The organism is Saccharopolyspora sp. NPDC049357 (genome assembly GCF_040677225.1).
Lineage (GTDB): Bacteria > Actinomycetota > Actinomycetes > Mycobacteriales > Pseudonocardiaceae > Saccharopolyspora.
Window position 1 is genome coordinate 22,489 of sequence record NZ_JBFAQJ010000036.1, and the last position, 23,380, is coordinate 45,868.

17 protein-coding genes are annotated in these 23,380 nt (G+C 71.6%); 6 read left to right on the plus strand and 11 right to left on the minus strand.

Translation table 11 applies throughout. The features are described 5' to 3' along the window. The first annotated feature begins 13 nt into the window (after positions 1 to 13). Positions 14 to 1,354, plus strand: a complete 1,341-nt coding sequence (locus AB0J91_RS25125; RefSeq protein WP_363873270.1) for a solute carrier family 23 protein — start codon at positions 14 to 16, stop codon at positions 1,352 to 1,354. Here AB0J91_RS25125 and AB0J91_RS25130 read toward each other — a convergent pair. Then, positions 1,351 to 2,007, minus strand: a complete 657-nt coding sequence (locus tag AB0J91_RS25130) for a helix-turn-helix domain-containing protein (RefSeq protein WP_363873273.1) — start codon at positions 2,005 to 2,007, stop codon at positions 1,351 to 1,353. The two genes, AB0J91_RS25125 and AB0J91_RS25130, sit on opposite strands and share 4 nt — an antisense overlap. Before the next feature lie 332 nt (positions 2,008 to 2,339). Here AB0J91_RS25130 and AB0J91_RS25135 point away from each other — a divergent pair, with 332 nt between their 5' ends. Both AB0J91_RS25135 and AB0J91_RS25140 read left to right on the plus strand, forming a co-directional pair. Beyond that, positions 2,340 to 2,474: a hypothetical protein gene (locus tag AB0J91_RS25135; protein ID WP_363788562.1), complete on the plus strand. Its 135-nt coding sequence runs from the start codon at positions 2,340 to 2,342 to the stop codon at positions 2,472 to 2,474. A 381-nt stretch (positions 2,475 to 2,855) separates the two neighbouring features. Continuing rightward, on the plus strand, positions 2,856 to 3,413 hold the full coding sequence (locus AB0J91_RS25140; protein ID WP_363788895.1) for a methyltransferase domain-containing protein: 558 nt from the start codon (positions 2,856 to 2,858) through the stop codon (positions 3,411 to 3,413). 209 nt (positions 3,414 to 3,622) lie between these two features. On the opposite strand, the gene acnA is transcribed toward AB0J91_RS25140, so the two are convergent. Continuing rightward, positions 3,623 to 6,421 carry an aconitate hydratase AcnA gene (acnA, locus tag AB0J91_RS25145; RefSeq protein WP_363873276.1) on the minus strand — a complete coding sequence of 933 codons (2,799 nt, stop codon included), beginning with the start codon at positions 6,419 to 6,421 and terminating at the stop codon, positions 3,623 to 3,625. A gap of 235 nt (positions 6,422 to 6,656) precedes the next feature. Here acnA and AB0J91_RS25150 point away from each other — a divergent pair, with 235 nt between their 5' ends. Beyond that, a complete protein-coding gene (locus tag AB0J91_RS25150; RefSeq protein WP_363873279.1) occupies positions 6,657 to 7,706 on the plus strand; it encodes a DMT family transporter in 1,050 nt (349 codons plus the stop codon). A 159-nt stretch (positions 7,707 to 7,865) separates the two neighbouring features. On the opposite strand, the gene AB0J91_RS25155 is transcribed toward AB0J91_RS25150, so the two are convergent. Then, positions 7,866 to 12,245 (minus strand): cation-translocating P-type ATPase, encoded by a 4,380-nt coding sequence (locus AB0J91_RS25155; protein ID WP_363873281.1) that lies wholly within the window; start codon positions 12,243 to 12,245, stop codon positions 7,866 to 7,868. 19 nt (positions 12,246 to 12,264) lie between these two features. Then, positions 12,265 to 12,504: a hypothetical protein gene (locus tag AB0J91_RS25160; protein ID WP_363873284.1), complete on the minus strand. Its 240-nt coding sequence runs from the start codon at positions 12,502 to 12,504 to the stop codon at positions 12,265 to 12,267. Between AB0J91_RS25160 and AB0J91_RS25165 the strand changes: the two genes are divergently transcribed. Beyond that, positions 12,485 to 12,682 (plus strand): hypothetical protein, encoded by a 198-nt coding sequence (locus tag AB0J91_RS25165; RefSeq protein ID WP_363873286.1) that lies wholly within the window; start codon positions 12,485 to 12,487, stop codon positions 12,680 to 12,682. The two genes, AB0J91_RS25160 and AB0J91_RS25165, sit on opposite strands and share 20 nt — an antisense overlap. An 81-nt stretch (positions 12,683 to 12,763) precedes the next feature. Here the strand turns inward: AB0J91_RS25165 and AB0J91_RS25170 are convergent, their stop codons facing one another. From AB0J91_RS25170 to AB0J91_RS25200, 7 genes are read right to left on the minus strand one after another with little or no spacing between them, the layout of a single operon-like run. Then, positions 12,764 to 13,450 (minus strand): sirohydrochlorin chelatase, encoded by a 687-nt coding sequence (locus AB0J91_RS25170; protein WP_363873289.1) that lies wholly within the window; start codon positions 13,448 to 13,450, stop codon positions 12,764 to 12,766. Further along, on the minus strand, positions 13,432 to 14,571 hold the full coding sequence (locus AB0J91_RS25175) for a uroporphyrinogen-III synthase (RefSeq protein ID WP_363873292.1): 1,140 nt from the start codon (positions 14,569 to 14,571) through the stop codon (positions 13,432 to 13,434). Before AB0J91_RS25175 ends, AB0J91_RS25170 begins: the two co-directional genes overlap by 19 nt. Then, positions 14,568 to 14,891 carry a nitrite reductase small subunit NirD gene (gene nirD / locus AB0J91_RS25180; RefSeq protein WP_363873295.1) on the minus strand — a complete coding sequence of 108 codons (324 nt, stop codon included), beginning with the start codon at positions 14,889 to 14,891 and terminating at the stop codon, positions 14,568 to 14,570. The genes AB0J91_RS25175 and nirD overlap by 4 nt, the downstream gene beginning before the upstream one ends. Then, positions 14,888 to 17,407, minus strand: a complete 2,520-nt coding sequence (nirB, locus tag AB0J91_RS25185) for a nitrite reductase large subunit NirB (protein WP_363873298.1) — start codon at positions 17,405 to 17,407, stop codon at positions 14,888 to 14,890. Before nirB ends, nirD begins: the two co-directional genes overlap by 4 nt. Further along, entirely contained in the window at positions 17,404 to 18,819 is a 1,416-nt protein-coding gene (locus AB0J91_RS25190) for an FAD-dependent oxidoreductase (protein ID WP_363873301.1), read from the minus strand. Before AB0J91_RS25190 ends, nirB begins: the two co-directional genes overlap by 4 nt. Continuing rightward, positions 18,816 to 20,891 carry a molybdopterin oxidoreductase family protein gene (locus AB0J91_RS25195; RefSeq protein WP_363873304.1) on the minus strand — a complete coding sequence of 692 codons (2,076 nt, stop codon included), beginning with the start codon at positions 20,889 to 20,891 and terminating at the stop codon, positions 18,816 to 18,818. Before AB0J91_RS25195 ends, AB0J91_RS25190 begins: the two co-directional genes overlap by 4 nt. After that, entirely contained in the window at positions 20,884 to 22,278 is a 1,395-nt protein-coding gene (locus AB0J91_RS25200) for a nitrate/nitrite transporter (RefSeq protein WP_363873308.1), read from the minus strand. The genes AB0J91_RS25195 and AB0J91_RS25200 overlap by 8 nt, the downstream gene beginning before the upstream one ends. Before the next feature lie 243 nt (positions 22,279 to 22,521). Here AB0J91_RS25200 and AB0J91_RS25205 point away from each other — a divergent pair, with 243 nt between their 5' ends. Beyond that, positions 22,522 to 23,307: a Sir2 family NAD-dependent protein deacetylase gene (locus AB0J91_RS25205; RefSeq protein ID WP_363873348.1), complete on the plus strand. Its 786-nt coding sequence runs from the start codon at positions 22,522 to 22,524 to the stop codon at positions 23,305 to 23,307. The last annotated feature ends 73 nt before the right edge of the window (positions 23,308 to 23,380 follow it).

The following is a 23,380-nucleotide window of genomic DNA, read 5'->3' on the forward strand; positions in this document are numbered from 1 at the left end:
GAAGGCGCGCCCCATGCGGCAGGGACTGGGCTCGAAGCTGGGCATCGGCTGGCGGCTGCACGGCGACGGAGGGACACCGCGCCCCGGTGAGGCCGTCGCGCCGGACGAACGGCTCTCGTGGGGCCGGACGATCGGGCTCGGCGCCCAGCACGTGGTGGCGATGTTCGGAGCCACCTTCGTCTTCCCGGTCCTGATGGGACTGGACCCGAACCTGGCGATCATGGTCTCGGGCGTGGCCACGATCCTGTTCCTGCTCATCGTGCAGGGCAAGATCCCCAGCTACCTCGGTTCCAGCGCCTCGTTCGTCGGGGCCGTGACCGTCATCCGCGCCGGAGGCGGGGACAGCTCGGCGGTCACCGGCGCGATCCTGATCTGCGCGCTCGTGCTGGGCGCTGTCGGGGTGATCGTGCACTTCGCGGGGCCGGCGGCGATCCACCGGATGCTGCCACCGGCGGTCTCAGGTGCGGTGGTCATGCTGATCGGCTTCAACCTCGCGCCCGTGGTCGCCGAGACCTACTGGCCGCAGGACCAGTGGGTCGCGCTGATCACCATGGTGATCGTTCTGGCGGCCAGCGTGCTGCTGCGCGGTTTCTGGGGGCGCATCGCCGTCTTCCTCGGCCTGGTCGGCGGATACGCGTTGTCGTGGGCGTTCGACGCGCTCTTCGGTCCGATCACCGCGCCCGACGCGGACGGCAACGTCAGCACCCACCCGAGGCTGGACCTCAGCGGCGTGGCCGACGCGCCCTGGTTCGGGCTGCCGCAATTCCACGCGCCCTCGTTCGACCTGGCCGCGATCATCGTCGTGCTCCCGGCCGTCATCGCGCTCATCGCCGAGAACACCGGGCACGTCAAGGCGGTCGAGCAGATGACCGGCAGCCAGCTCGACGGCAGCCTCGGCCGCGCGATCTTCGCCGACGGGTTCGCCAGCGCCCTGTCCAGCGCCGTCGGCGGCCCGCCGACCACCACCTACGCGGAGAACATCGGCGTCATGGCCGCCACCCGCGTGTACTCGACCGCCGCCTACTGGGTGGCGGCGATCGTGGCCATCGCCTTCGGGCTGTGCCCGAAGTTCGGCGCGGTCATCGCCGCCACACCCGGTGGCGTGCTCGGCGGCATCACCGTGGTGCTCTACGGGATGATCGGCCTGCTCGGCGCGAAGATCTGGGTGGAGAACCGGGTGGACTTCGCCGACCCGGTCAACCTCCTGCCCCTGGCCGCCGGACTGGTCGCCGGCATCGGCGGGGTGTCGTTGCAGATCACCCCGTCGTTCGAGTTCAGCGGCATCGCCCTGGGCACGGTGGTGACGCTGGTCGGCTACCACCTGCTGCGCGCGGGCGTGGCACGCCGGAGCTAGATGTCCAGCTCCGGGGTGCGGACCACGACTTCCTGAGCGGAGATCGGGCGACCGGGGAGCGGGCGGCTGTTGTCGGCGCGCAACCCGTCGAGCAGCACCGCGATGTAGCGGGCCGGGGCCACGGTGCGCAGCTCCTCGGGCAGCGCCTGCACGCCCTGCAGCGCCAGCGAGCTCAGCACGGCGATGTCGCCGGTGCTGACGTCGTCGCGCAGCGTCCCGTCGGCCTGGGCCCGCTTGACCAGTCCATCGACCAGCGCGATGAACTCGTTGTTCACGGACTCGGTGTTGGGGTCGGCGTTGATGAGCGCCCGCGCCCTGGAGGACAGGACCGTCAGCCGGACCACCGTGCGCAGCGCCATGCCGCGGTGCAGGATCTGGCTGAGCGCCCGCCACGCGTCGGGCTCCTGCTCGATGGTCGCGCGGGTGTCTTCCAGCACGGAGCTGAAGGCGTCGTGGGCGACGGCCCGGATCAGCGAGTCCCGATCGGGGAAGCGGCGGTAGAGGGTGCCGACGCCGACGCCGGCGGTTCGGGCGACCTCCTCCATGGGTACCTCGGTACCGCGTTCGGTGAACACGGCCTGGGCGGCGGTGATGATCCGGTCCCGGTTTCGGCGTGCGTCTGCGCGCAGTCGCGGCGTCGTTTCGGTGGTCATGATCCTCGATTCGGCCCTGTTGTGCTTCGGGCGGATTGTCGCATGCCGCGTACTCCGTTAAGGGGATGAGTGACGTCCATTTTGCTTCGCGGCGCGAACGATCGCGCTACCTGCGACGTTCACCCGAAAGTGGATGACTCGGGGGCTGCGATGATCAGCTGTTCGAGTGTCGTGCACATTACAGCCGTCTGGTTTGGGAAGTCCCGAAACACGGCCGTAGGATTGGTTCGTACCGGGTTATTACCCAAACCTCCTTCCGATCGACCCGCCTGGGCGGGTATGTGCGTGCGCGCGCTCGGAAGGCGGGGCGGACAGTGGAAGGGAGGCAAGTAGTGGCAACGGTGTGGGTGGCCCTGGCGGCCGAGGCGATCGTTCTTCTGGGTGCGGCCGGAGCGCTGACCAGCTGGGTCAGGCGTTCGGACGAGACCCCGGACCAGGTCATCGAGCCCGTCGGGCAGGTCGCCTGAGGTAAGCGCGCGCACGGGCTTGCTCCCACTCGGGACAAGCCCGTGAAGCTTTCCCTATCGTTCTTCGAACGCACTTCGTTACAGGTTCCGACGCAATTCCGCGCCCTTTTTTCCGCGACCGGTCGAGCACTTCCCGGTGAATTGCGGGTTTCCTGATCTTCTCCTCGCGTCCCGTGGTGTGCGGCACTGCTGTGCGCCCGGTCGCAGATCGCCCGATAGGCTGGTGCGCACCAACGACCGGCTTCACCGATCGGGAAGGCATCCGTGACCTCTCCACACACGCCCAGCAGCCCGGACCCGACGACGCCCGCTGCGGGGCCGGGGAGCGGACGAGGGGGCGCGTCGGTGCTGCAGAACTACCGGACCTTCCTGGAGCGCGCGGTGAGCAAGCCCGGCCAGGTCGGTGCCGTCGCGCCCAGCTCACCCCATCTCGCGCGCGAGATGGGCTCGGTGGTGCCGCGCACCGGTAGCCCCGTGGTCGTCGAGCTCGGCCCCGGCACGGGTGCCCTGAGCTCGGCCATCGCCAACCGGCTTCCCGCGGGCGGCCGGCACGTGGCGATCGAGCTGGACTCGGGCATGGTCGAACACCTCAACCGGGCACTCCCGTGGCTGGAGGTCATCCAGGGCGACGCCTCGCACCTGGGGGCGCTGCTGTCGGCCGCGGGCATCGACCGGGTCGACGCCGTGGTCAGCGGCCTGCCGTGGTCGATCTTCCCGGCCAAGCTGCAGCACGACATCCTGCAGCAGGTCGGCTCGGTGCTCACCCCCGGTGGCGCCTTCACGACCTTCGCCTACCTGCACGCCCTGGGCATGTCCGGCGCGCGCCAGTTCCGCCGCCGCCTCGACGTCAGCTTCGACGAGGTCATCACCTCCCGCACGGTCTGGCGCAACATGCCCCCGGCAAGGACCTACGTCTGCCGGCGCCCGAACCTGCCGTAAACCGGCACCCCCGTCAGGCAAGCGACGGAGTCGCTTTCTCTTCACCCCAAGCAAGCAACTGACACCGCCGCTCAGGTTCCGCTTCCGGCACCGCTAAACAGCAAGACCACAGAGTCTTGAACACAAAAAAGAGAGAACGGGTCCGGCGGGAGCTTGTGACTCCCACCGGACCCGTTCTCAAAGGATCCTGCCAGGGTAAAGCAGGAGGATCAGGAGCGGATCATCTTGCGGAGGACGTACTGCAGGATGCCGCCGTTGCGGTAGTAGTCCGCCTCACCGGGGGTGTCGATGCGGACCTTGGCGTCGAACTCGACCTGGGAGCCGTCGGCCTTGGTGGCGGTGACCTTCACGGTCTCCGGGGTCTCACCGTCGTTGAGCTTGGTGATGCCGGAGAAGTCGAAGGTCTCGGTGCCGTCCAGGCCCAGCGACTTGGCCGAGGAACCCGCCGGGAACTGCAGCGGGATGACGCCCATGCCGATGAGGTTCGAGCGGTGGATGCGCTCGAAGGACTCGGCGATGACGGCGCGCACGCCCAGCAGGCGGGTGCCCTTGGCGGCCCAGTCGCGGGACGAACCGGAGCCGTACTCCTTGCCGCCCAGCACGACCAGCGGGGTGTCCTGCGCGGCGTAGTTCTGCGCGGCGTCGTAGATGAACGCCTGCGGAGCGCCTTCCTGGGTGAAGTCCCGGGTGTAGCCGCCCTGCACGTCGTCCAGCAGCAGGTTGCGCAGCCGGATGTTGGCGAAGGTGCCGCGGATCATCACCTCGTGGTTGCCCCGGCGGGAACCGTAGGAGTTGAAGTCCTTGCGGTCGATGCCGTGCTCCGACAGGTACTGGCCCGCCGGGGAGTCCGGCTTGATGGCACCGGCCGGGGAGATGTGGTCGGTGGTGACCGAGTCGCCCAGCAGCGCCAGCACGCGGGCACCGGAGATGTCGGTGACCGGGGCCGGGTCCATCTGCATGCCCTCGAAGTACGGGGGCTTGCGGACGTAGGTGCTCTGCGCGTCCCACTCGAAGGTCTCGCCCTCCGGGGTGGGCAGCGCGCGCCAGCGCTCGTCACCCTTGAACACGTCCTGGTAGGAGGACGTGAACATCTCGTTGGTGATCGCCGAGTCGATGGTCTTCTGGACCTCCTGCGGCGACGGCCAGATGTCGCGCAGGTACACCGGGTTGCCCTCGGTGTCGTTGCCCAGCGGGTCGTTCTCGAAGTCGAAGTCCATCGTGCCCGCGAGGGCGTAGGCGATGACCAGCGGCGGCGAGGCCAGGTAGTTCATCTTGACGTCGGGGTTGATCCGGCCCTCGAAGTTCCGGTTGCCCGACAGCACCGAGGTGACGGTGAGGTCGTTCTCCTGCACGGCGGCGGAGATCTCCTCCGGCAGCGGGCCGGAGTTGCCGATGCAGGTGGTGCAGCCGTAACCGACCAGGTGGAAGCCGAGCTTCTCCAGGTACGGCCACAGACCGGCCTTCTCGTAGTAGTCGGTGACGACCTGCGAGCCCGGGGCCATGGAGGTCTTCACCCACGGCTTGCGGGTGAGGCCCTTGTCGACGGCCTTCTGCGCGAGCAGCGCGGCACCGAGCATCACCGAGGGGTTCGAGGTGTTGGTGCAGGAGGTGATCGAGGCGATCACCACGGCACCGTGGTCGAGCTCGAACTCGCCCAGCTCGTCGGAGGAGACCGAAACGGGCTTGGAGATCCGGCCGTTGGACCCGTTGGCCGCGGAGACCAACTCCGGCTTGGCGTGCGGGCTGATCGACGTCGGGTCGCTGGCGGGGAAGGACTCCTCGCCGGCCTCGTCGAGGGCCGCGTCATCGGTGGGCGCGGCGGTGTAGTCGGTCAGCGCGGTGCGGAACGACTGCTTGGCCTCGGAGACCACGATGCGGTCCTGCGGGCGCTTCGGACCGGCGATCGACGGGACCACGGTGGACAGGTCCAGCTCGAGGTACTCGGAGTACTCCGGCTCGTGGCTCGGGTCGTGCCACAGGCCCTGCTCCTTGGCGTAGGCCTCGACCAGGGCGACCTGGTCGGCCGGACGGCCGGTGAGCTTGAGGTAGCGCACGGTCTCGTCGTCGATCGGGAAGATCGCGGCGGTGGAACCGAACTCCGGGCTCATGTTGCCGATGGTGGCGCGGTTGGCCAGCGGCACCGAGGCGACGCCCGAGCCGTAGAACTCGACGAACTTGCCGACGACACCGTGCTTGCGCAGCATCTCGGTGATCGTGAGGACGACGTCGGTGGCGGTGGCGCCGGCGGGGATCTCACCGGTGAGCTTGAAGCCGACCACGCGCGGGATGAGCATCGACACGGGCTGGCCGAGCATCGCGGCCTCGGCCTCGATGCCGCCGACGCCCCAGCCCAGCACGCCCAGGCCGTTGACCATGGTGGTGTGGGAGTCGGTGCCGACGCAGGAGTCGGGGTAGGCCTGGCCGTTGCGCGACATCACGGTGCGGGCCAGGTGCTCGATGTTGACCTGGTGCACGATGCCGGTGCCCGGGGGGACGACCTTGAACTCGTCGAAGGCGCCCTGGCCCCAGCGCAGGAACTGGTAGCGCTCCTTGTTGCGGCCGTACTCGAACTCGACGTTGCGCTCGAAGGCGTCGGGCTTGCCGAACACGTCGATGATCACCGAGTGGTCGATGACCAGCTCGGCCGGCGCCAGCGGGTTGACCTTGGAGGTGTCGCCGCCGAGGTCGGCGACGGCCTCACGCATGGTGGCGAGGTCAACGACGCAGGGAACGCCGGTGAAGTCCTGCATGATCACCCGGGCGGGGGTGAACTGGATTTCGGTGGCGGGTTCCGCCTTGGAGTCCCAACCGGCCAGTGCGCGCACGTGGTCGGCGGTGATGTTGGCACCGTCTTCGGTGCGCAGCAGGTTCTCCAGGAGGATCTTGAGGCTGTAGGGCAGCCGCTCGGCACCATCGACGGCGCTGAGTCGGAACACCTCGTAAGAGGCGTCGCCGACGTTCAGCGTGCCGCGTGCGCCGAAGCTGTCCTTGCTCGCAGGTGCAGTCACGTTCAACTCCATCTCGCGACGGGCGCAAGTTCGGGAACGATTGCGAGTCTCGCGCACGTCAGCTGAGCGTGCGCGGGGACTCGCGCTCTTCACCGCTAACAGTACGCGTGTCCTATAAAGCCGCTCAACAAAGGGTGACCTGACTGTCGATCGCTTATGCGCTTTTCGTCAAAAAACGCGGGTGTTTCCACCACGGGACGCGGCGTTTTCGGTTCTGGAACACCGGGGAGGCCGAATGTTGCCGGCAGCGGGCCTCGTGGACGCGACAGTGGCGCTGTTCGGCGGTGTGGCACGCCAGTACCGGAGTTGCGGTTCGGCGTGCTTCGATGTGCCCGTGCGCTCACCGACTCGTGATCCCCGCGCCGTCGGCCTGCCCGTGGCCGTGGCCTCTGCGATCTTCTTCGGCGGATCGGGACCGTTCGCCAAACCGCTGATCAACGCCGGGCTGAGCCCGCTGCACGTGGCCTGGTTGCGGCTGGCCGGGGGAGCGCTGCTCCTGCTGCCGGTCCTGCTGCGCCACCTGCCGGTGCTGCGCCGCGCCCCGCGCCTGATCATCGGCTACGGGTTGTTCTCGGTCGCCGGGGTCCAGGTCTGCTACTTCGCCGCCATCGCCACCATCCCGGTCGGCGTGGCGCTGCTGATCGAGTTCCTGGGCCCGGTGCTGGTGCTGGGCTGGATCCGGTTCGTCCGCCGCGCACCGGTGAGCCGCTCCGCGGTGATCGGCGTGCTGCTGGCGGTGGTCGGCCTGGCGTGCGTGGTCGAGCTGTTCTCGGGTCTGAGCTTCAACCCGCTGGGCCTGCTGCTGAGCCTGGGAGCCGCGGCGTGCCAGGCCACCTACTTCCTGCTCTCGGATTCGACGGCGGAGGTCGATCCCTTCGCGCTGGCCGGTTTCGGGCTGCTGCTGGGCGCTGCGGTGGTCACCGCGATCGCACGGCCGTGGGAGATGGACTTCGCGCTGCTGGCGGGTCAGGTGGAGCTGGCCGGACACCACGTCCCGGCGATGGCCGCCGTCGGGTGGGTCGTCGTCGGATCCACCGTGCTGGCCTACCTCACCGGGATCGTCGCCGTGCGCCTGCTGTCCCCGCAGGTCGCCGGCGGCGTGGCGTTCCTCGAACCGGTGGTGGCCACGCTGCTGGCGTGGGTGCTGCTGGCGGAGGCGCTGGGAACGCCGCAGCTGGTGGGCGGAGCGCTGATCCTGATCGGCGCCTACGTCGCGCAACGCGCCGCACCCTCCGATCGCGAGGCGGGTGCGCTGGCGGGCCCGGTCGGTTCGCCGGCGCCGTGACTCAGGCGGTGCGCAGCGCCGACTTGACCAGGTGCACGACCAGCGTCTCGATCAACGCGATGGCCGCGGCGGTGAGGATGGTGGTCAGGAATGCAGGCATCGGTGGCGTCCTCGTCCAATCAGTGGTGCTTCGACGCCTCCGACTGTGGGGCAAGCGGGTTAGCCGGGTTCGGAAGGCAGGTGGCCGACGGGTGAACCCGCACCCAATTCCGCTGGTCGGGGCAGGAACGAGCGCCCCACCGGCCACATCTGCCACACCCGCATCGCCAGGGCGACGGACACCGAGACGCCGAGCGCGATGGCCCACTGGTGCGGCAGCAGCGGGCTGCTGCCGAAGAACTGGCTGACCCCGGGCAGCTGCACCAGTGCGAACAGCACCAGCACCGAGCCGGCCGCGGCCAGCACGACCAGCGGCGTGCGCCCGCGCGAGGTCAGGGTCTGCGCCAGCTGAGCGGACACCAGCGCGACCAGTCCCGCCGTGCGTGCCTGCGCGGCGGTGGCCAGCGGCCGGGTCAGAGTCCAGGCCAGTCCCGCCGCCGAGGCGGTGGCGACGGCCCGCGCGCCGACCTCGCGCGCCAGCGCGGAGCCCAGCGACGCCTCCGGCCCTTCGGCCAGCAGCTTCTCCGGGGTCCGGTCGGCCGGTGGCCGCACCGCGATGGCGATCGTGGGCAGCACGTCGGTGAGCATGTTGACCACCAGCAGCTGCCGGGCGTTGAGCGCGGCCGACGGGCTGATCAGCCCGGTGCCCAGCGCGTAGCCGATCTCGCCGAGGTTGCCGCCGAGCAGCACCGCGAGCGCTTCGCGCACCGAGGTCCACATGCCCCGGCCCTCGACGATGCCGTCGGTGAGCGTTTCGATGCGGTCGTCGGCGACCACCAGGTCGGCGGCGTCGCGGGCCGCCGCCGTGGCACGCGAACCGAACGCGATCCCGACGTGCGCGAGGTTGATCGCGGGCACGTCGTTGGCGCCATCGCCGGTCATGGCAACCACCCGACCGGCGTCGCGCAGGCAGCGCACGATGCGCGCCTTCTGCGCCGGGGTGACCCGCGCGAACACCGCGATCTTGGGCACCTCGCCCGCCAGCTGCTCGTCGTCGAGCTCGTCGAGCTGGGCTCCGGCCAGCACTCGCTTGTTGCCGAGCATCCCCAGCTCGGCGGCGATGGCCTCGGCCGTGCTCGGGTGATCACCGGTGATCATGATGACGTCCACGCCCGCGCGCCCCAGCTGTTCCACGGCCTCCGCGGCGGTGGCGTGCACCGGGTCGGCCAGCCCGAGCAGGCCGACGAGTTCGAGCTCGTCCACATCGGATTCGGTGAGCTCGTAGTCCTCTCCCACCCGGCGTTCGGCGACCGCCAGCAGCCGGAAACCGCGCAGCGCCAGCCGTTCGACCTCGGCGTCGACGTCGGCGCGGGCCTCGGCGTCGAACGAGCGCGACGATCCGTCGCGCCGCCAGCTCGCACACCGGTCCAGCACCACCTCCGGGGCGCCCTTGACCGACAGCAGCCGGTCGGTGTGCACGGCGTGGAAACCGCGCGACGGTTCGAAGGGCAGCTCGGCGAGCACCTCGCCGTCGGCGGTCAGCCCGATCTCGCAGGCGCCGTCGAGCACCGCGCGGTCGGTCAGGTGCGGCAGCGGGTGGTCGTCCTGCGGACGCGGAGTGGCGCGCAGGGCGGCGGCCACGACCTCCCGGTGCGCGCTCTGCAAGTCGTGCACGCCGCGGGATCCGCGACCGTCGGAGACCTCGCCGAGCGCGATCCGGCCCTGGGTGAGGGTGCCGGTCTTGTCGAAGCACAGCGCGTCGACCCGGCCGAGCGCCTCGATGGTGGCGGGGCTGCGCACCAGGACGCCGCGCTTGGACATGCGACGCGCCGCGGCGAGCTCGGCCAGGGTCGCCACGAACGGCAGGCCCTCCGGCACCGCGGCCACCGCCAGGCCGACCGAGCGCGCCACGGTCTGACCCATCGGCACCCCGCGCAGCAGGTCGGAGGCGAACAGCAGCGCGCCCGCCCCGATGGAGACCGGCAGCACCTTCTTGGTCAGCTCCGCGAGCCACGCTTCGACACCGGTGGAATCGTCGGTCCCGGTGACCTGAGCGGTCGTGCGGCCCAGCTCGGTGTTCGACCCGACCGCGACCGCCACCGCGACGCCCGTACCGCTGGCGATGACCGTGCCCTGGTAGAGCATGCAGGTGCGGTCGGCGACCGCGGGCGCGGTGGTGGGTGCGGCGGTCTTGGCGACCAGTTGGGATTCACCGGTCAGGCCCGACTCGTCGACCTCCAGCGATTCCACCGACAGCAACCGGCAGTCCGCGGGCACGCCGTCACCCGCGCGCAGCTCGACGACGTCGCCGGGGACGAGCTCGTCGGAGGAGGCGATCTCGGTGCTGCCGGCTCGGCGTCGCCGCGCCGGTGTCCGCCCGGAGGCCAGCAGCTTGCCGAGCTCGCGGTCGGTGGCGGCCCGCTGGACGCCGTCGATGAGCGCGCTGGCCAGCAGCACGCCGAAGATCAGCCCGGCGTCCACGACCGACCCCAGGCCCGCGGAGATCACCGCCCCTGCGCCCAGCACGGGCGTGATCGGGGTGATCAAGCCCTCGACGGTCGCTGCGAACACGCCCACCGGAGCGTGCCCGTCGTCGGATGGCCGGTGCCGCTCGGCGGCCGCGGACGCCGCGAGTCCCCGCTCGGAGGTGTCCAGTGTGGACAGGACGGTGGCTGCGGGCATCGCGTGCCACGGCGTGCGTTCGCGGGGGAGCGGCGGCGGTCTGGTGGTGGCGCGGAGGGAGACCCAGGCGCCGGTTCCGTAGGCGGCCAACGCCGCGGCGTGCACCGGCATCGAAGCGCGGGCGGGGGCACCGGTGGCCGGGCCGAACGCGGCGAACAGCGCGCCCAGCAGCGCGCCGGCCACCGAGATGCCCGCTGCGTACCTGCTCGCCGCCCGCGCCTCTGCGGCCGCGCCCACCAGCAGGTCGAGAACCGCGGCGCTGGGGCATATCACGTCCGAGGCCCAGGCGGCGGAGTCCGATGTGGACAGGCCGATGCCGAGGTCCGCGGCGGCCAGGCCGTCGCCACCGAGGTGCGAGACCAGCGCGACGACGGCGCCGTCGTCCTGCAGCGCCCGCACCGAGTCGGCGAGTTCGGAGCCGCCCGGTACCGCGCCGTCCACCAGTAGCCTGCGCTCCAGTCCGTACCCGGTCACGAGCACGTCGGCGGCCACGGCTCGCGCGGTGTCGACCAGGGCCTCGGCGAGCGGGTCGAGTTCGTCGACCACGGCCACCAGCGCCACCGTCCGTCCATCATGGACTAGGCCGAGAACAGTCGCGCCACAAGCGATTTCGGCCTTCGCCGCGCGCCGGACCTCCGGCGGATGGGCCGACGCGTCCAGCGGCGCGACCGACCAGCTCCCGCTGCTGCGATGCGCGGTGGGATCGGCGGGATCGACGAGCTCGCCCGCGCGGGTGAACAGCTCCGCGGAGTCGGCGCCGTCGTCCAACGCGATCACCGAGTCGACCACGCGCCGTCCGGTCAGCAGGGCAGGGGCGTCGAAGACGACCGCGTCCACCCGGTCGAGCAGCCGCAGCGCGTCCGGTTCCAGCACGAGCGCGCCGCGCGAGGCCAGCGACGTGCTCAACGTCGTCGCGAACGCCTCGCGCCCGCCGGCGGCGGGCTTGGGCACCGCGGCCATGAGCGCGGCCAGGGCGCGCTGCGGAGCGCGCGACAACGCGTAGACGGTGATCGCACCGCCCAGCGCCGCGCCGCCCGAGGCGTTGGCGACCCGTTCCACCGGCCCGTCGGGAACCGGGCGCGGGCGAGGCCGGTGCGCCAGCGCGGGGCAGGCGTGCGGCAGCGCGTCCTCCCAGTGCTGCCAGGCCTGATGGCGCGCGAGCGTCTCGCGGGCGGAGCAGAAGCGCCCGCACAGATCGGTCAGCGCGCCCAGCGGGCGCCCGGCCAGGCCCTGCCCGGCGGCACCGCCCAGCGCCAGCGCCAGGTCCAGCGGTGCGCGTCCGATCACGCGCTGCAGGCCATCGCGCATCCACGGCACCGTGTCGACCAGCGACACCGCGGCCGGCACCAGCGGGGAGACCAACCGCGCCGGCAGCAGCGCACCCAGCCCCGCGTAGCCCAGGCCCACCGCGCTCACCGCCAACGCGCCGGCGTCGCGCAGCACGGCCTCGGCGTTGCCCGGGTGCCGCCGGCTGCGCGGCGCCACGTCCTGATCTCCCAGCCCGAAACCGGTCTCGACCTCGCCGATGATCCGCGCGGGTTCGGTGAGGTCGGGCAGTTCGGGGTCGTGCTCGACGACCACACGTCCGAGCACCCCGTTGACCTCGGCGCTGCGGACCCCGGCGAGTTCGCTCAGCCGGCGCTGCACCTCGCGGACGGCGTCGTCGTTGCCGGGCAGGTGCGCACCCCGCATCTCCAGGTGGCTGCGCTGGTGCCCGCGCCAGACGCGGCGGTCACCGGGCGAGGTGGTGGCCGCGCGGGCAGCCTGCAACACCGGTGCGGCGACTTCGGCGGCTTGCGACAGCAGCCAGCGCAGCATCGGCACACCCCCTGCGCGATCAGGCCGACTCGTCGCCCTGGCGCGCGTTGCGCTGCACCACGGCTGCTCCGATGCCGATCGCGGCGGCGACGGGCCATTCGATGACGCTCAGCGCCGCCGCGGCCGTCAGCCCGCTGTAGAACAGCAGCTGCTCGCGGGAGGGGAGCGCTCCGCGCACGGCGGTCACCGTCGAGGCGACCTCGTTGCGTCCGGGGATCTCGGGCAACGGGATGTGCGTGGTGTGCAGCTGCGCGGTCACGTACGGAACGGGGATCGAAGCACCCGAGGAGCTCGAGGGCGGCTGCGACGTCGACTCGGAGCTCGCGGACGTCTTCTTCGTCGAGGACGCCGACGAGCGGCCCTGCTTCGACGTCGGCTGCCTCCGTCCTCGCTGCGCGGATCCGGTGCTCGTGCTCGCCATGGCGACGACCTCCTAGCGGAAGCGACAACCAATTAATGCTACGACGAACGGAGCACGGGCGTCGGATGAACGGCCTACTCGCAACCGGATCGGTCGATCATGCCGCGAAGACGTCGTCCTGCACGGCGCAGCGGTAGCGCTGGGCGACGAGGTCGATCACCGCCGGGTGAACGCCGAGGGGATCGGCGACCCCGGCGACCGGGAGATCGGCGAGGCGGCGGTGGAACAGTCCCGGTGCCAGCAGGTAGGGCGCGATGAAATCGTCCGGGCCGCACAGCGCCTCGGTCGCCGGGCTCGCCGTGGTGATGTAGCTGGGGGTGAGCCACTGCCCGCAGCGCCTGCCCAGCAGTCGGGCGGCGGTGCGCACGTCCGACAGCGCGCGCTCGTCGGAGGAACCCGCCGCCGAGAACAGCACCCGGTCGCCCGGCTGCCACCCGGCCGCGCGGAGCCGGTCCAGCAGGGCCTCGGTGATCTCCGGTGCCGGCCCCAGCGGCTCGGTGATCGTCACGTCCTCGCGGCCGGTGGCGCCGATCTGCTCGGGGAGGTCGACGCGCACGTGGTAACCGGCCGCCAGGAACGCGGGCAGCGCCACGACCGGGCCGGGTGCGGACGCCAGCGCGTCGGCCACGGTCGGGCCGATGACGTCGACGTAGCCCACGTGCACCGGCACGCCCAGGCGCGCCGAGGTGGCCTCGGCCAGCTCCTCGACCACCCGCGGACCTCCGGGGTCGCGGGTTCCGTGGGCGACCAGCAGCAGCGGCGGGTTCACAGCGGATCTGCGCATCGCGGGGAGTCCCTCATCGGTTCCAGCGGAAGTCGGTATCCGCGTTTGATCACGGTCTGGACCAGCTGCGGCGCGCCCAGCGCCGAACGCAGCCGGGCCACGGCCTGCTCGACCGCGTGCTCGTCGGCGGCCCCTCCGGCGCAGTGCAGCGCCTCGGCCAGCGCGCGCCGCGACACCACGCGGCCCGGTCGTTCGGCCAACGCGCGCAGCAGCGTCTTCCCCTGCGGGGAGAGCTGTTTGACCTCGCCGTCGAGGATGGCCGCGTGCCCGCGCAGCTGGAGGTCGTGCCCGGCGACCGGAAGCGTCGGCGAGCGCATCGGCAGCGCCTCGCACAGCGCGCGCACCAGCGCGCCGATGCGGAAGCGCTCCGGGATCACCGCCGCCACGCCGTGATCGGCCAGCGGCGCGTGCGTCACCGGGCCCACGCAGGCCGCCAGCACCGGGCCGCGCAGCGCGGTCAGCAGCTCCTCGCGGCAGCCGCGATCTGCGGCCAGCGACAGCAGGCTCGCCGCCGCGGGAGCGCTGGTGAAGGTCACCGCGTCGATCTGCTGCGCGCACACCGCGGACAGCAGGTTCTCCAGCGCGGTGATGTCGGCCGGGGCCGTCCACCGGTACACCGGGACCTCGATGACCTTCGCCCCGGCGCACTCCAGCGCCTCGACGAAGTCCGGCAGCGGTTGGCCGTGCAGCTGCACTGCGATCCGCAAGCCATCCAGCGGTCCGTCGAGGAGGTTCTCCAGCAGTTCCGCCGAGGACTCCGAACCCGGCGACCACGGGTCGGGCAACCCCGCCGCCCGCACCGCGCCACGCGCCTTCGGGCCGCGGGCCAGCAGCCGCGCCGGGGCCAGGGCCGCCAGCAGCTCCGACCCCACGCCCCAGCCGTCGGCCGCTTCCACCCAGCCGCGGAACCCGATGCCGGTCGTGGCGACCACGGCATCGGGCGGCTGCGCGATGCAGGCGTCGGTGACCCGTCGCAGTTCGGTGTCGTCGGACAGCGGCAGGATCCGCAGAGCCGGGCCGTGCACGACCCGGGCACCCCGTCGTTCGAGCAGGGTGCCCAGCTCCTCCGCCCGCCGAGCCGCGGTCACGGCGACGGTGTAGCCGGTCAGTTCTTCGCTCAAGGGAGCGCGACCTCCACGAACGCCTCGCGCCGCCGCACCGGGAACACCGGCAGTCGCGCGTCGGGGTCGTCCAGGCACTCACCCGTGCGCAGCGAGAACACCTGCTTGAGCATCGGCGAGGCCACGGTGGGCTCACCACCGCGGTCACCGACGATGCCGCGGCTCATCACCCCGGCGCCGCAGAACGGGTCGACGTTGCCCACCGCGAACAGCTGGTCGTCGTGGGTGCGGAACACCGCCACCGGGTGTTCGCCGACGAGCGCCGGAAGACCGTACTCGGGCAGCAGCAGTTCGATTTCGCAGATCTGTTGCCAGTTCACGAGTGCACCTCCTGGTTCAGGGACTGAAATGCGGGCATCGGCAGGCTCACCGGGCCCGGGCGGATCTGTCCGCGTTCCTCGATGAAGCGGATGGTGGGATCCGGGGCGTCCGGCGCGTTGACGAACGAGACGAACCGGGAGAGCTTGCCCGGGTCGGACAGCACGCCCGCCCATTCGTCGGAGTAGGTGTCGACGTGGCGCTGCATCGCGGCTTCCAGCTCGGCGGCGATGCCGAGGGAGTCCTCGACGATGACCTCCTTGAGGTGCTCCAAGCCGCCTTCGAGGGATTCGACCCACGCCGAGGTGCGCTGCAGCCGGTCGGCAGTGCGCACGTAGAACATCAGGAACCGGTCGATGAGCTTGATCAGCTGCTCGTCGTCGAGGTCGGCGGCCAGCAGCTCGGCGTGGCGCGGGGTGAATCCGCCGTTGCCGCCGACGTAGAGGTTCCAGCCCTTGTCGGTGGCGATCACGCCGAAGTCCTTGCCGCGCGCCTCGGCGCACTCGCGCGCGCAACCCGACACCGCCGACTTGAGCTTGTGCGGTGAGCGCAGGCCGCGGTAGCGCAGCTCCAGCCGGATGGCCATGCTCACCGAGTCCTGCACGCCGTAGCGGCACCAGTCGTTGCCCACGCAGGACTTCACCGTGCGCAGCGCCTTGCCGTAGGCGTGACCGGACTCGAAACCGGCGTCCACCAGGCGCTTCCAGATCTCCGGCAGCTGCTCCACCCGAGCGCCGAACAGGTCGATGCGCTGCCCACCGGTGATCTTGGTGTAGAGGCCGAACTCCTTGGCCACCTCACCGAGCACGATGAGCTTCTCCGGCGTGATCTCACCGCCGGGCACCCGCGGCACCACCGAGTAGGTGCCGTTGCGCTGGATGTTGGCCAGGAACCGGTCGTTGGTGTCCTGCAGCGCGGCCTGCTCGCCCTCGAGGATGTGGCCGTTGCCGAGGCTGGCCAGGATCGAGGCGACCGCCGGCTTGCAGATGTCGCAACCGCGTCCCGAACCGTGCTTGGTGATCAGCTCGGAGAAGGAGCCGATGCCGGTGGCCTGCACGATCTCGAACAGCTCCGCCCGCGACTGGGTGAAGTGCTCGCACAGCGCCTTGGAAGTCACGACACCGCATTCGTTCAGCAGCGTCTTGAGCATCGGCACGCACGACCCGCAGCTGGTGCCCGCCTTGGTGCAGGACTTGACCTCGGCGACATCGGCGAGCCCGTGCTCGGCGATGGCGCAGGTGATCTGCCCCTTGGTCACGTTGTTGCAGGAGCACACCGTCGCGTCGTCGGGCAGCGCACCGGAGTCCACACCGGACCCGGCGGGCAGCAGCAGCTGCTCGGGCGGGGCGGGGAGTTCGCGGTCCACCAGCGGTCGCAGCACCGCGTAGGCGCTGGCGTCACCGACCAGCACACCACCCAGCAGCACCCGAGCGTCGTCGGAGAGCACCAGCTTGGCGTAGGTGCCCGCCGCGTTGTTGGCGTAGACGACCTCCAGCGCGCCCTCGGTGGTGCCGTGGGCGTCACCGAAGCTGGCGACGTCGACGCCGAGCAGCTTGAGCTTGGTCGACATGTCGGCACCGGGGAAGGTGCCCTCGCCCAGCTCCAGCAGCTGTTCGGCGACGCCCTCGGCCATGGTGTAGCCGGGCGCGACCAGGCCGTAGCAGCGGCCGTCGACCGCGGCGCACTCGCCGATGGCCCACACGCCCTCGACGTCGGTGCGGCAGGCGTCGTCGACGAGGAAGCCGCCGCGCTCACCGCGCGTCACACCGGCGATCTCGGCGAGCTCGTCGCGCGGGCGCACACCGGCGGAGAACACGACCAGGTCGGTGTCGATGACGGTGCCGTCGGCCAGCGTCACGCCGGTGACGTGGTCCTCGCCGTCGATGGACTGGGTGGCCGCACCGGCGTGGATGGTCAGACCCAGTTCCTCGACGAGACCGCGCAGCACCTGCCCGCCGCCCTCGTCGACCTGCAGCGGCATCAGCCGCGGCGCCATCTCCACCACGTGCGGCCGCATTCCCAGCAGCCGCAGCGCGTTCGCCGCTTCCAGCCCCAGCAGACCGCCGCCGATGACGACGCCGTCGGCGCCCTCGGTGGCGGAGTCGCGGATCGCGTCGAGGTCCTCGATGGTGCGGTAGACGAAGTTGCCGGGCAGCTGGTGTCCGGGCACCGGCGGCACGAACGGCTTCGAACCGGTCGCCAGCACCAGCGCGTCGTAGGTCAGCGATTCGCCGTCGGCCAGCGTCACCGTGCGGGCACCGGTGTCCACACCGGTCACCGCGGAGTTGAGGCGCAGGTCCACCATCGGGTCGTCGATGACGTCCTGGCCGGTCAGGCTGAGGTCCTCGGCGCTCTTGCCGTCCAGGTAGGACGACAGCCCCACCCGGTCGTAGGCGGGGCGGGGCTCTTCGCCGAGGACGACGATCCGCCAGGTGTTGGCCTCATCGCGTTCGCGGAGCGTTTCAACGAGCCGGTGGCCGACCATTCCGTGGCCGACGACGACGAGCGTGCGGGTCATGCCGCGCCCTCCCTTTCTGATTCGATGCGATCCGCCAACGAGCTGCACAGCCGGCCGACGTCGTCGACGCAGCCACCGCAGCCGGTGGTCGCCCGCGTTGCCCTGGCCAGCTCGGCGACCGAGCGGGCGCCGCCGTGCCAGGCGGTGATCAGGGACTTCTTGGTGACGTTGTTGCAGCGGCACAGCACCGCGTCCTCGGGGAGCTCCACCGGTGCGCCCGGCACCGCGGTCGGGGTGCCCAGCAGCAGCGACAGGCGGTCGGCCGGCATCGGCAGGTCGCGGTCGTGCAGCTGGCTGATCGCCGCGATCGCGGCCGGGAACCCCAGCAGCACGGCGCCGGAGATCCGCCCGGAGTGCAGCGCGAGCTTGGCGTAGCGGCCCCGCGCCGGATCCGAGAGCGTGACGATCTCGGCGTCGCCGGAGTCCAGGGCGCGCACCGAGCCGATGGAGACCAGGTCGATGCCGCGCGCCTTGAGCCGCGTCACCACCCGGGAGCCGGAGCAGACCGCGTCGCGGCCTGCCAGGTGCGCGGCCAGCGCGTCGGCCTGCTCCCACGCCGAGGCCACCAGCCCGAGCGTGCTGCCCCGGTGCTCGGCGCAGTCGCCGATGGCGTGGATGTGCGGGTCGCTGGTGCGCAACCGGTCGTCGACGACCACACCGCGGTTGACCGACACCCCTGCGCGCTGCGCGAGGGTCACCTCCGGCCACGCCCCGGTGCAGGCCACCACCAGCTCCGCGGCCGCATCCGAACCGTCGCCGAGGTGCAGCGTCCCGGCCCGGTAGGAGGTGGCCTTGGCGCCGAGCCGGACGTCGATGCCGAGCTTGCCCAGCCGTTCGGCCAGCATCGCGCCGCCGGCCTCGTCGAGCTGCCGTTCCATGAGGCGCTTCTCGCGGTGCACGAGCGTCACCTGGTGCCCGCGCGCCAGCAGCGACCGCGCCGTCTCGACGCCGAGCACGCCGCCGCCGAGCACCGCGACCGGGCCGGTGGCGGCGTCGATGCGCGCGCAGTCGGCGAGGCTGCGCAGCGCCGTGAGCCGGTCCGCGCCCAGGCCCATGATCTCGGGCATCAGCGGCCGCGCACCCGTTGCCAGCACGAGCACGTCGTAACCGAACTCGCGGCCGTCCTCGCAGCGCACCGTCCGCCGCGCGCGGTCGATGTCGGCCACCGCGCAACCCAGGTGCACCTCGGCGTCGAGGCCGGGCAGCGACACGGCGGGCCCGGGCAGCGAACCGTCGAGCACCGAACCCAGCAGCACCCGGTTGTAAGCCGGCTGCTCCTCGGCACCGAGCACGGTGATCGGCCCGTCGTGGTCCAGCGCGCGCAGCCGCTCGACCAGCCGGTGCGCGGCAGGGCCGTTGCCGACCACGACCACGCGCCCGGCGAGGCGGTTGAGGGGGAGCACGGTGCTCATGGCGCCACCACCTCCCGGTGGGGTTCGATGCGCACCGCGCTGACCTTGAACTCCGGCATCCGGCTGCGCGGGTCCAGCGCGTCACCGGTGAGCAGGTTGGCCCGCCCGTCGCCGGGGAAGTGGAACGGCAGGAAGACCGTGTCGGTGCGCATGGTCGGCACCAGCCGCACCTTGGCGATCGTGCTGCCGCGCGGTGAGGTGACGCGTGCCAGCACGCCCTCGGCGAGTCCGGCCCGGGTGGCGGTGTCGGGGTGGACCTCCACGAACGCCTCCGGGGAGGCCTCGTTGAGCTCGGCGACGCGGCGGGTCTGCGCGCCCGACTGGTACTGCGCGAGCACGCGCCCGGTCGTCGCGGTCAGCGGGAACACCTCCGCCGGCACGTCACCGGCGTCGCGGTGCTCGACCGCCAGGAACTTCGCCCGGCCGTCGGCGTGGGCGAAGCCGTCGAGGAAGAGCCTCGGGGTGCCGGGGTGTTCGCCGTCCGGGCACGGCCAGTGCAGCGCCTCGCCGGCGTCGAGGCGCTCGTAGCTGATGCCCGAGTAGTCGGCCTTGCCGCCCGCGGAGGCCCGGCGCAGCTCCTCGAAGACCTCGCGCGGCTGGGTGGGGTAGCGGTGACCGGGTTCGCCCAGGCGGGTCGCGATCCCGTGCAGCACCTCCAGGTCGCTGCGCGCGTGTCCCGGGGGCACCTGCAACCGGCGGCGCCGCAGGACGCGGCCCTCCAGGTTGGTCATGGTGCCCTCTTCCTCGGCCCACTGGGTCACCGGCAGCACCACGTCGGCCAGCTCGGTGGTCTCCGAGGGAACGAAGTCGGCCACCACCAGCAGGTCCAGGGACTTCAACCGCCGCACCACGTGCTCGGCGTTGGGCGCCGAGACCGCCGGGTTGGAACCGAACACCAGCAGGGCGCGCGGACCGTCGTCGGAGCCCAGCGCGTCGAGCAGCTCGTAGGCCGAGCGCCCCGCGCCGGGCAGCACCTCCGGCAACACGCCCCAGATCTCGGCGACGTGCTCGCGCGCGGCCTGGTCGGTGATCATCCGGTAGCCGGGGAGCTGGTCGGCCTTCTGGCCGTGCTCGCGGCCGCCCTGCCCGTTGCCCTGACCGGTCAGGCAGCCGTAGCCGCCGCCGGCACGGCCCGGAATTCCCAGCGCCAGCGCGAGGTTGATGAACCCGGACACGGTGTCCACGCCCTTGCTGTGCTGCTCGGCACCGCGTCCGGTGAGCACGTAGGCGCTGCCCGCCTCGGCGAGCATCCGCACCGCCTGCCGCTGCTCGGACACCGGAACCCCGGTGACCCGCTCGACCCGCTCCGGCCACCAGGACATCGCCCGCTGCCAGGCCGCTTCGAAGCCGTTGGTGCGCTCGCGGATGTAGTCGACGTCGCTGAACCCGTCGACCACCGCGATGTGCAGCAGCCCCAGCGCCAGCGCCAGGTCCGTGCCCGGCAGCGGCTGCAGGTGCAGTGCCGCCTGCTCGGCCGTCGCCGTCTTGCGCGGATCGATGACGATCAGCTCCGGCGAGCGCAGGTGCTGCATCAGCGGCGGCATCGTCTCCGCCGGATTCGCCCCGGCCAGCAGCACCACATCGGCGCCACCGAGGTCGGTCACCGGGAACGGCAGCCCCCGGTCCAGCCCGAACGCCGCCGTCCCGGCCGCGGCGGCCGAGGACATGCAGAACCGGCCGTTGTAGTCGATCTGACTCGTGCCCAGCGCCAGCCGCGCGAACTTGCCCAGCAGGTAGGCCTTCTCGTTGGTCAGACCGCCACCGCCGAACACCCCGATCGCATCCGGGCCGCGCTCGGCCCGGATGCGATCGACGCCCGTGGCGATGGTGTCGAGCGCGGTGTCCCAGGAAACCGGGACGAGCTCACCGTCGCGGCGCACCAGCGGGTGGCGCAGCCGGTCCGGGACGTCCAGAAGGGACGGAGCGGTCCACCCCTTCTGGCACAGCCCGCCCTGGTTGACCGGGAAGTCCGTGGGCCGCACCGAAACCCCGCGCCGCTCGCGCGTGAGCCGGGTCCCGCACTGCAGGGCGCAGTACGGGCAGTGGGTGGCCACTGTGCGGACCTCAGGCACGGCCGGCCTCCGCGGTCCGCTTCGCCGGCAGCCCCGCCGGATCCTGACCCGGCTTGAGCGCACCCCGCAGGTACACCGCCCAGGTCACCAGCACGCACACCAGGTAGTAGGCGAGGAACACCGTCAGCGCGGCGTCACCGCTGGCCGCCGCGCCGCTGTAGGAGGAGCGGAACGCCAGGTTGATGCCGACGCCGCCCAGCGCGCCGATCGCACCGGCGATGCCGATGACAGCACCGGAGAGGCGGCGCGCCTTGGCGAAGGCCGCGACGGCCTCGCCGCCAGAGGTGACCTCGTCCTCGGCCTCCTTGGCGTAGACCGCCGGGATCATCTTGTAGGTCGAGCCGTTGCCGAGCCCGGTCAGCAGGAACAGCACGATGAACGCCGTGACGTACAGCCCGAACGAGCCCAGCGCCGAGGCCACCAGCAGCACCGCGACCCCGACGGCCATGAGCACGAAGTTCCACGCCGTCACCCGCGCTCCGCCGATCCGGTCGGCCAGCCAGCCGCCCAGCGGTCGCGACAGCGAACCCATCAGCGGGCCCAGGAACGTCCAGCTCGCCGCCTGCAGCGGCGTGAAGTCGAACTCGGTCTGCAGCACCAGGCCGAACGCGAAGCTGTAACCGATGAACGAGCCGAAGGTGCCCACGTACAGGAAGGAGATCCACCAGGTGTGCTTGCTGCCGCACGCCTCCAGCAGCGCTCCCGGCTTGGCCTTGATGGCATCGACGTTGTCCATGAACAGCGCCGCGCACACCGCCGACACCGCGATCAGCGGCAGGTAGATCGCCGCCACGTACGACGGGTGGGTGTTGCCCGCGAAGGCGATCACCAGCAGTCCGACCACCTGGATGGTCGCCACGCCGATGTTGCCGCCACCGGCGTTGAGCCCCAGCGCCCAGCCCTGCAACCGCTGCGGGAAGAAGATCGTGATGTTGGTCATCGACGATGCGAAGTTGCCGCCGCCCACACCGGCCGTGGCGCCGATGAGCATGAACACCCACAGCGGAGTTCCGGGCTGCTGCACGAAGTAGAAGGCCAGTCCGGCGGGCACCAGCAGCACCACCGAGCTGAAGATCGTCCAGTTGCGGCCGCCGAAGCGGGTCACCGCGGCCGCGTAGGGCAGCCGCAGCACCGCGCCCACCAGGTTCGGCGTGATCACCAGAAGGAACTTCTCGGACGCCGTGAACGGCAGGCCGATGTCCGGCCCCATGAACAGCACCAGGACCGACCAGATGCTCCAGATGGAGAAGCCGATGTGCTCGGAGATGATCGAGAAGATCAGGTTCCTGCGTGCGACGTGCTTACCGGTGGATTCCCAGAGGGCCTCGTTCTCGGGGTCCCACCCCTCGATCCAGCGGCCTCTCGGGGCCCGTGCGTTCGTGTTCAACGCGGCTCCTCTCAACGGGTTGCTCCGAAGGTAGGAACCAGCTGTTTCCCCGGTGCGTGCCGCGCGTTACCGCCAAGAAAAACGGACTTCACATGATCGCTGCGCGCCCGGTCAGAACGGTCGTGACCGGCAACACACGGCGGCCCGGTGCGCCGCCGGTGACCCGGGCCGTGGCACCTTGTGGAGGTGACGGAACGAGCCTCGGGGGCTGACGACAGCGCGACCTGGCAGCGCGCTCGCGAACTGTTCGGCGCCGCCCGGCGCATCACCGCGCTCACCGGTGCGGGCGTGTCCACCGCTTCCGGCATCCCCGATTTCCGGGGCCCGGACGGGGTGTGGACCCGCAACCCGCAGGCCGCCCGGCTCAGCGACATCGACAGCTACCTCGCCGACGAGGGCCTCCGCGCGCAGGCGTGGCGCGCCCGCGCCGAGAACCCCGCCTGGCACGCCGAACCCAACGCCGCGCACCGGGCCTTCGTCGACCTCGACGCCTCCGGGCGCCTCGGCGCACTGCTGACCCAGAACATCGACGAGCTGCACCAGCGCGCCGGCCTGGCTCGCGACCGGGTGCTGGAACTGCACGGCACCATGCGCCGCACGGTGTGCGTGCACTGCGGTGCCACGGGCGCCATGACCGACGCCCTGCAGCGCGTCGCCGAGGGCGAGCGGGACCCGGACTGCCGCTCGTGCGGCGGCATCCTCAAGTCGGCGACGGTGTTCTTCGGCCAGGCGCTGGACGCCGACGTGCTGCGGGAGGCCAGGCGCGCATCGCTGGACTGCGACCTGTTCGTCGCCGCGGGCACGTCGCTGACCGTCTACCCGGCCGCGGCCTTCGCGGAGCTGGCGGCCAAGGCCGGGGCGAAGCTGATCATCTGCAACGCCGAGCCCACCCCCTACGACGAGATCGCCGACGCGGTCCTGCGCGGCCCGCTCACCGAGGTGCTGCCCGACCTCGCGGCGGCGCCGCTGATCGACTCCGCCGAGCCGCTGCGGACCTGGGGAGATCCCAGCACGTGGGAACAGATGTGACACGAGTGGTTGACGTTGCAGGGGAAACGTCCGTTTCGTGTGGTGCGCCTGGGGCAGGAGTGCCAAACTCCGG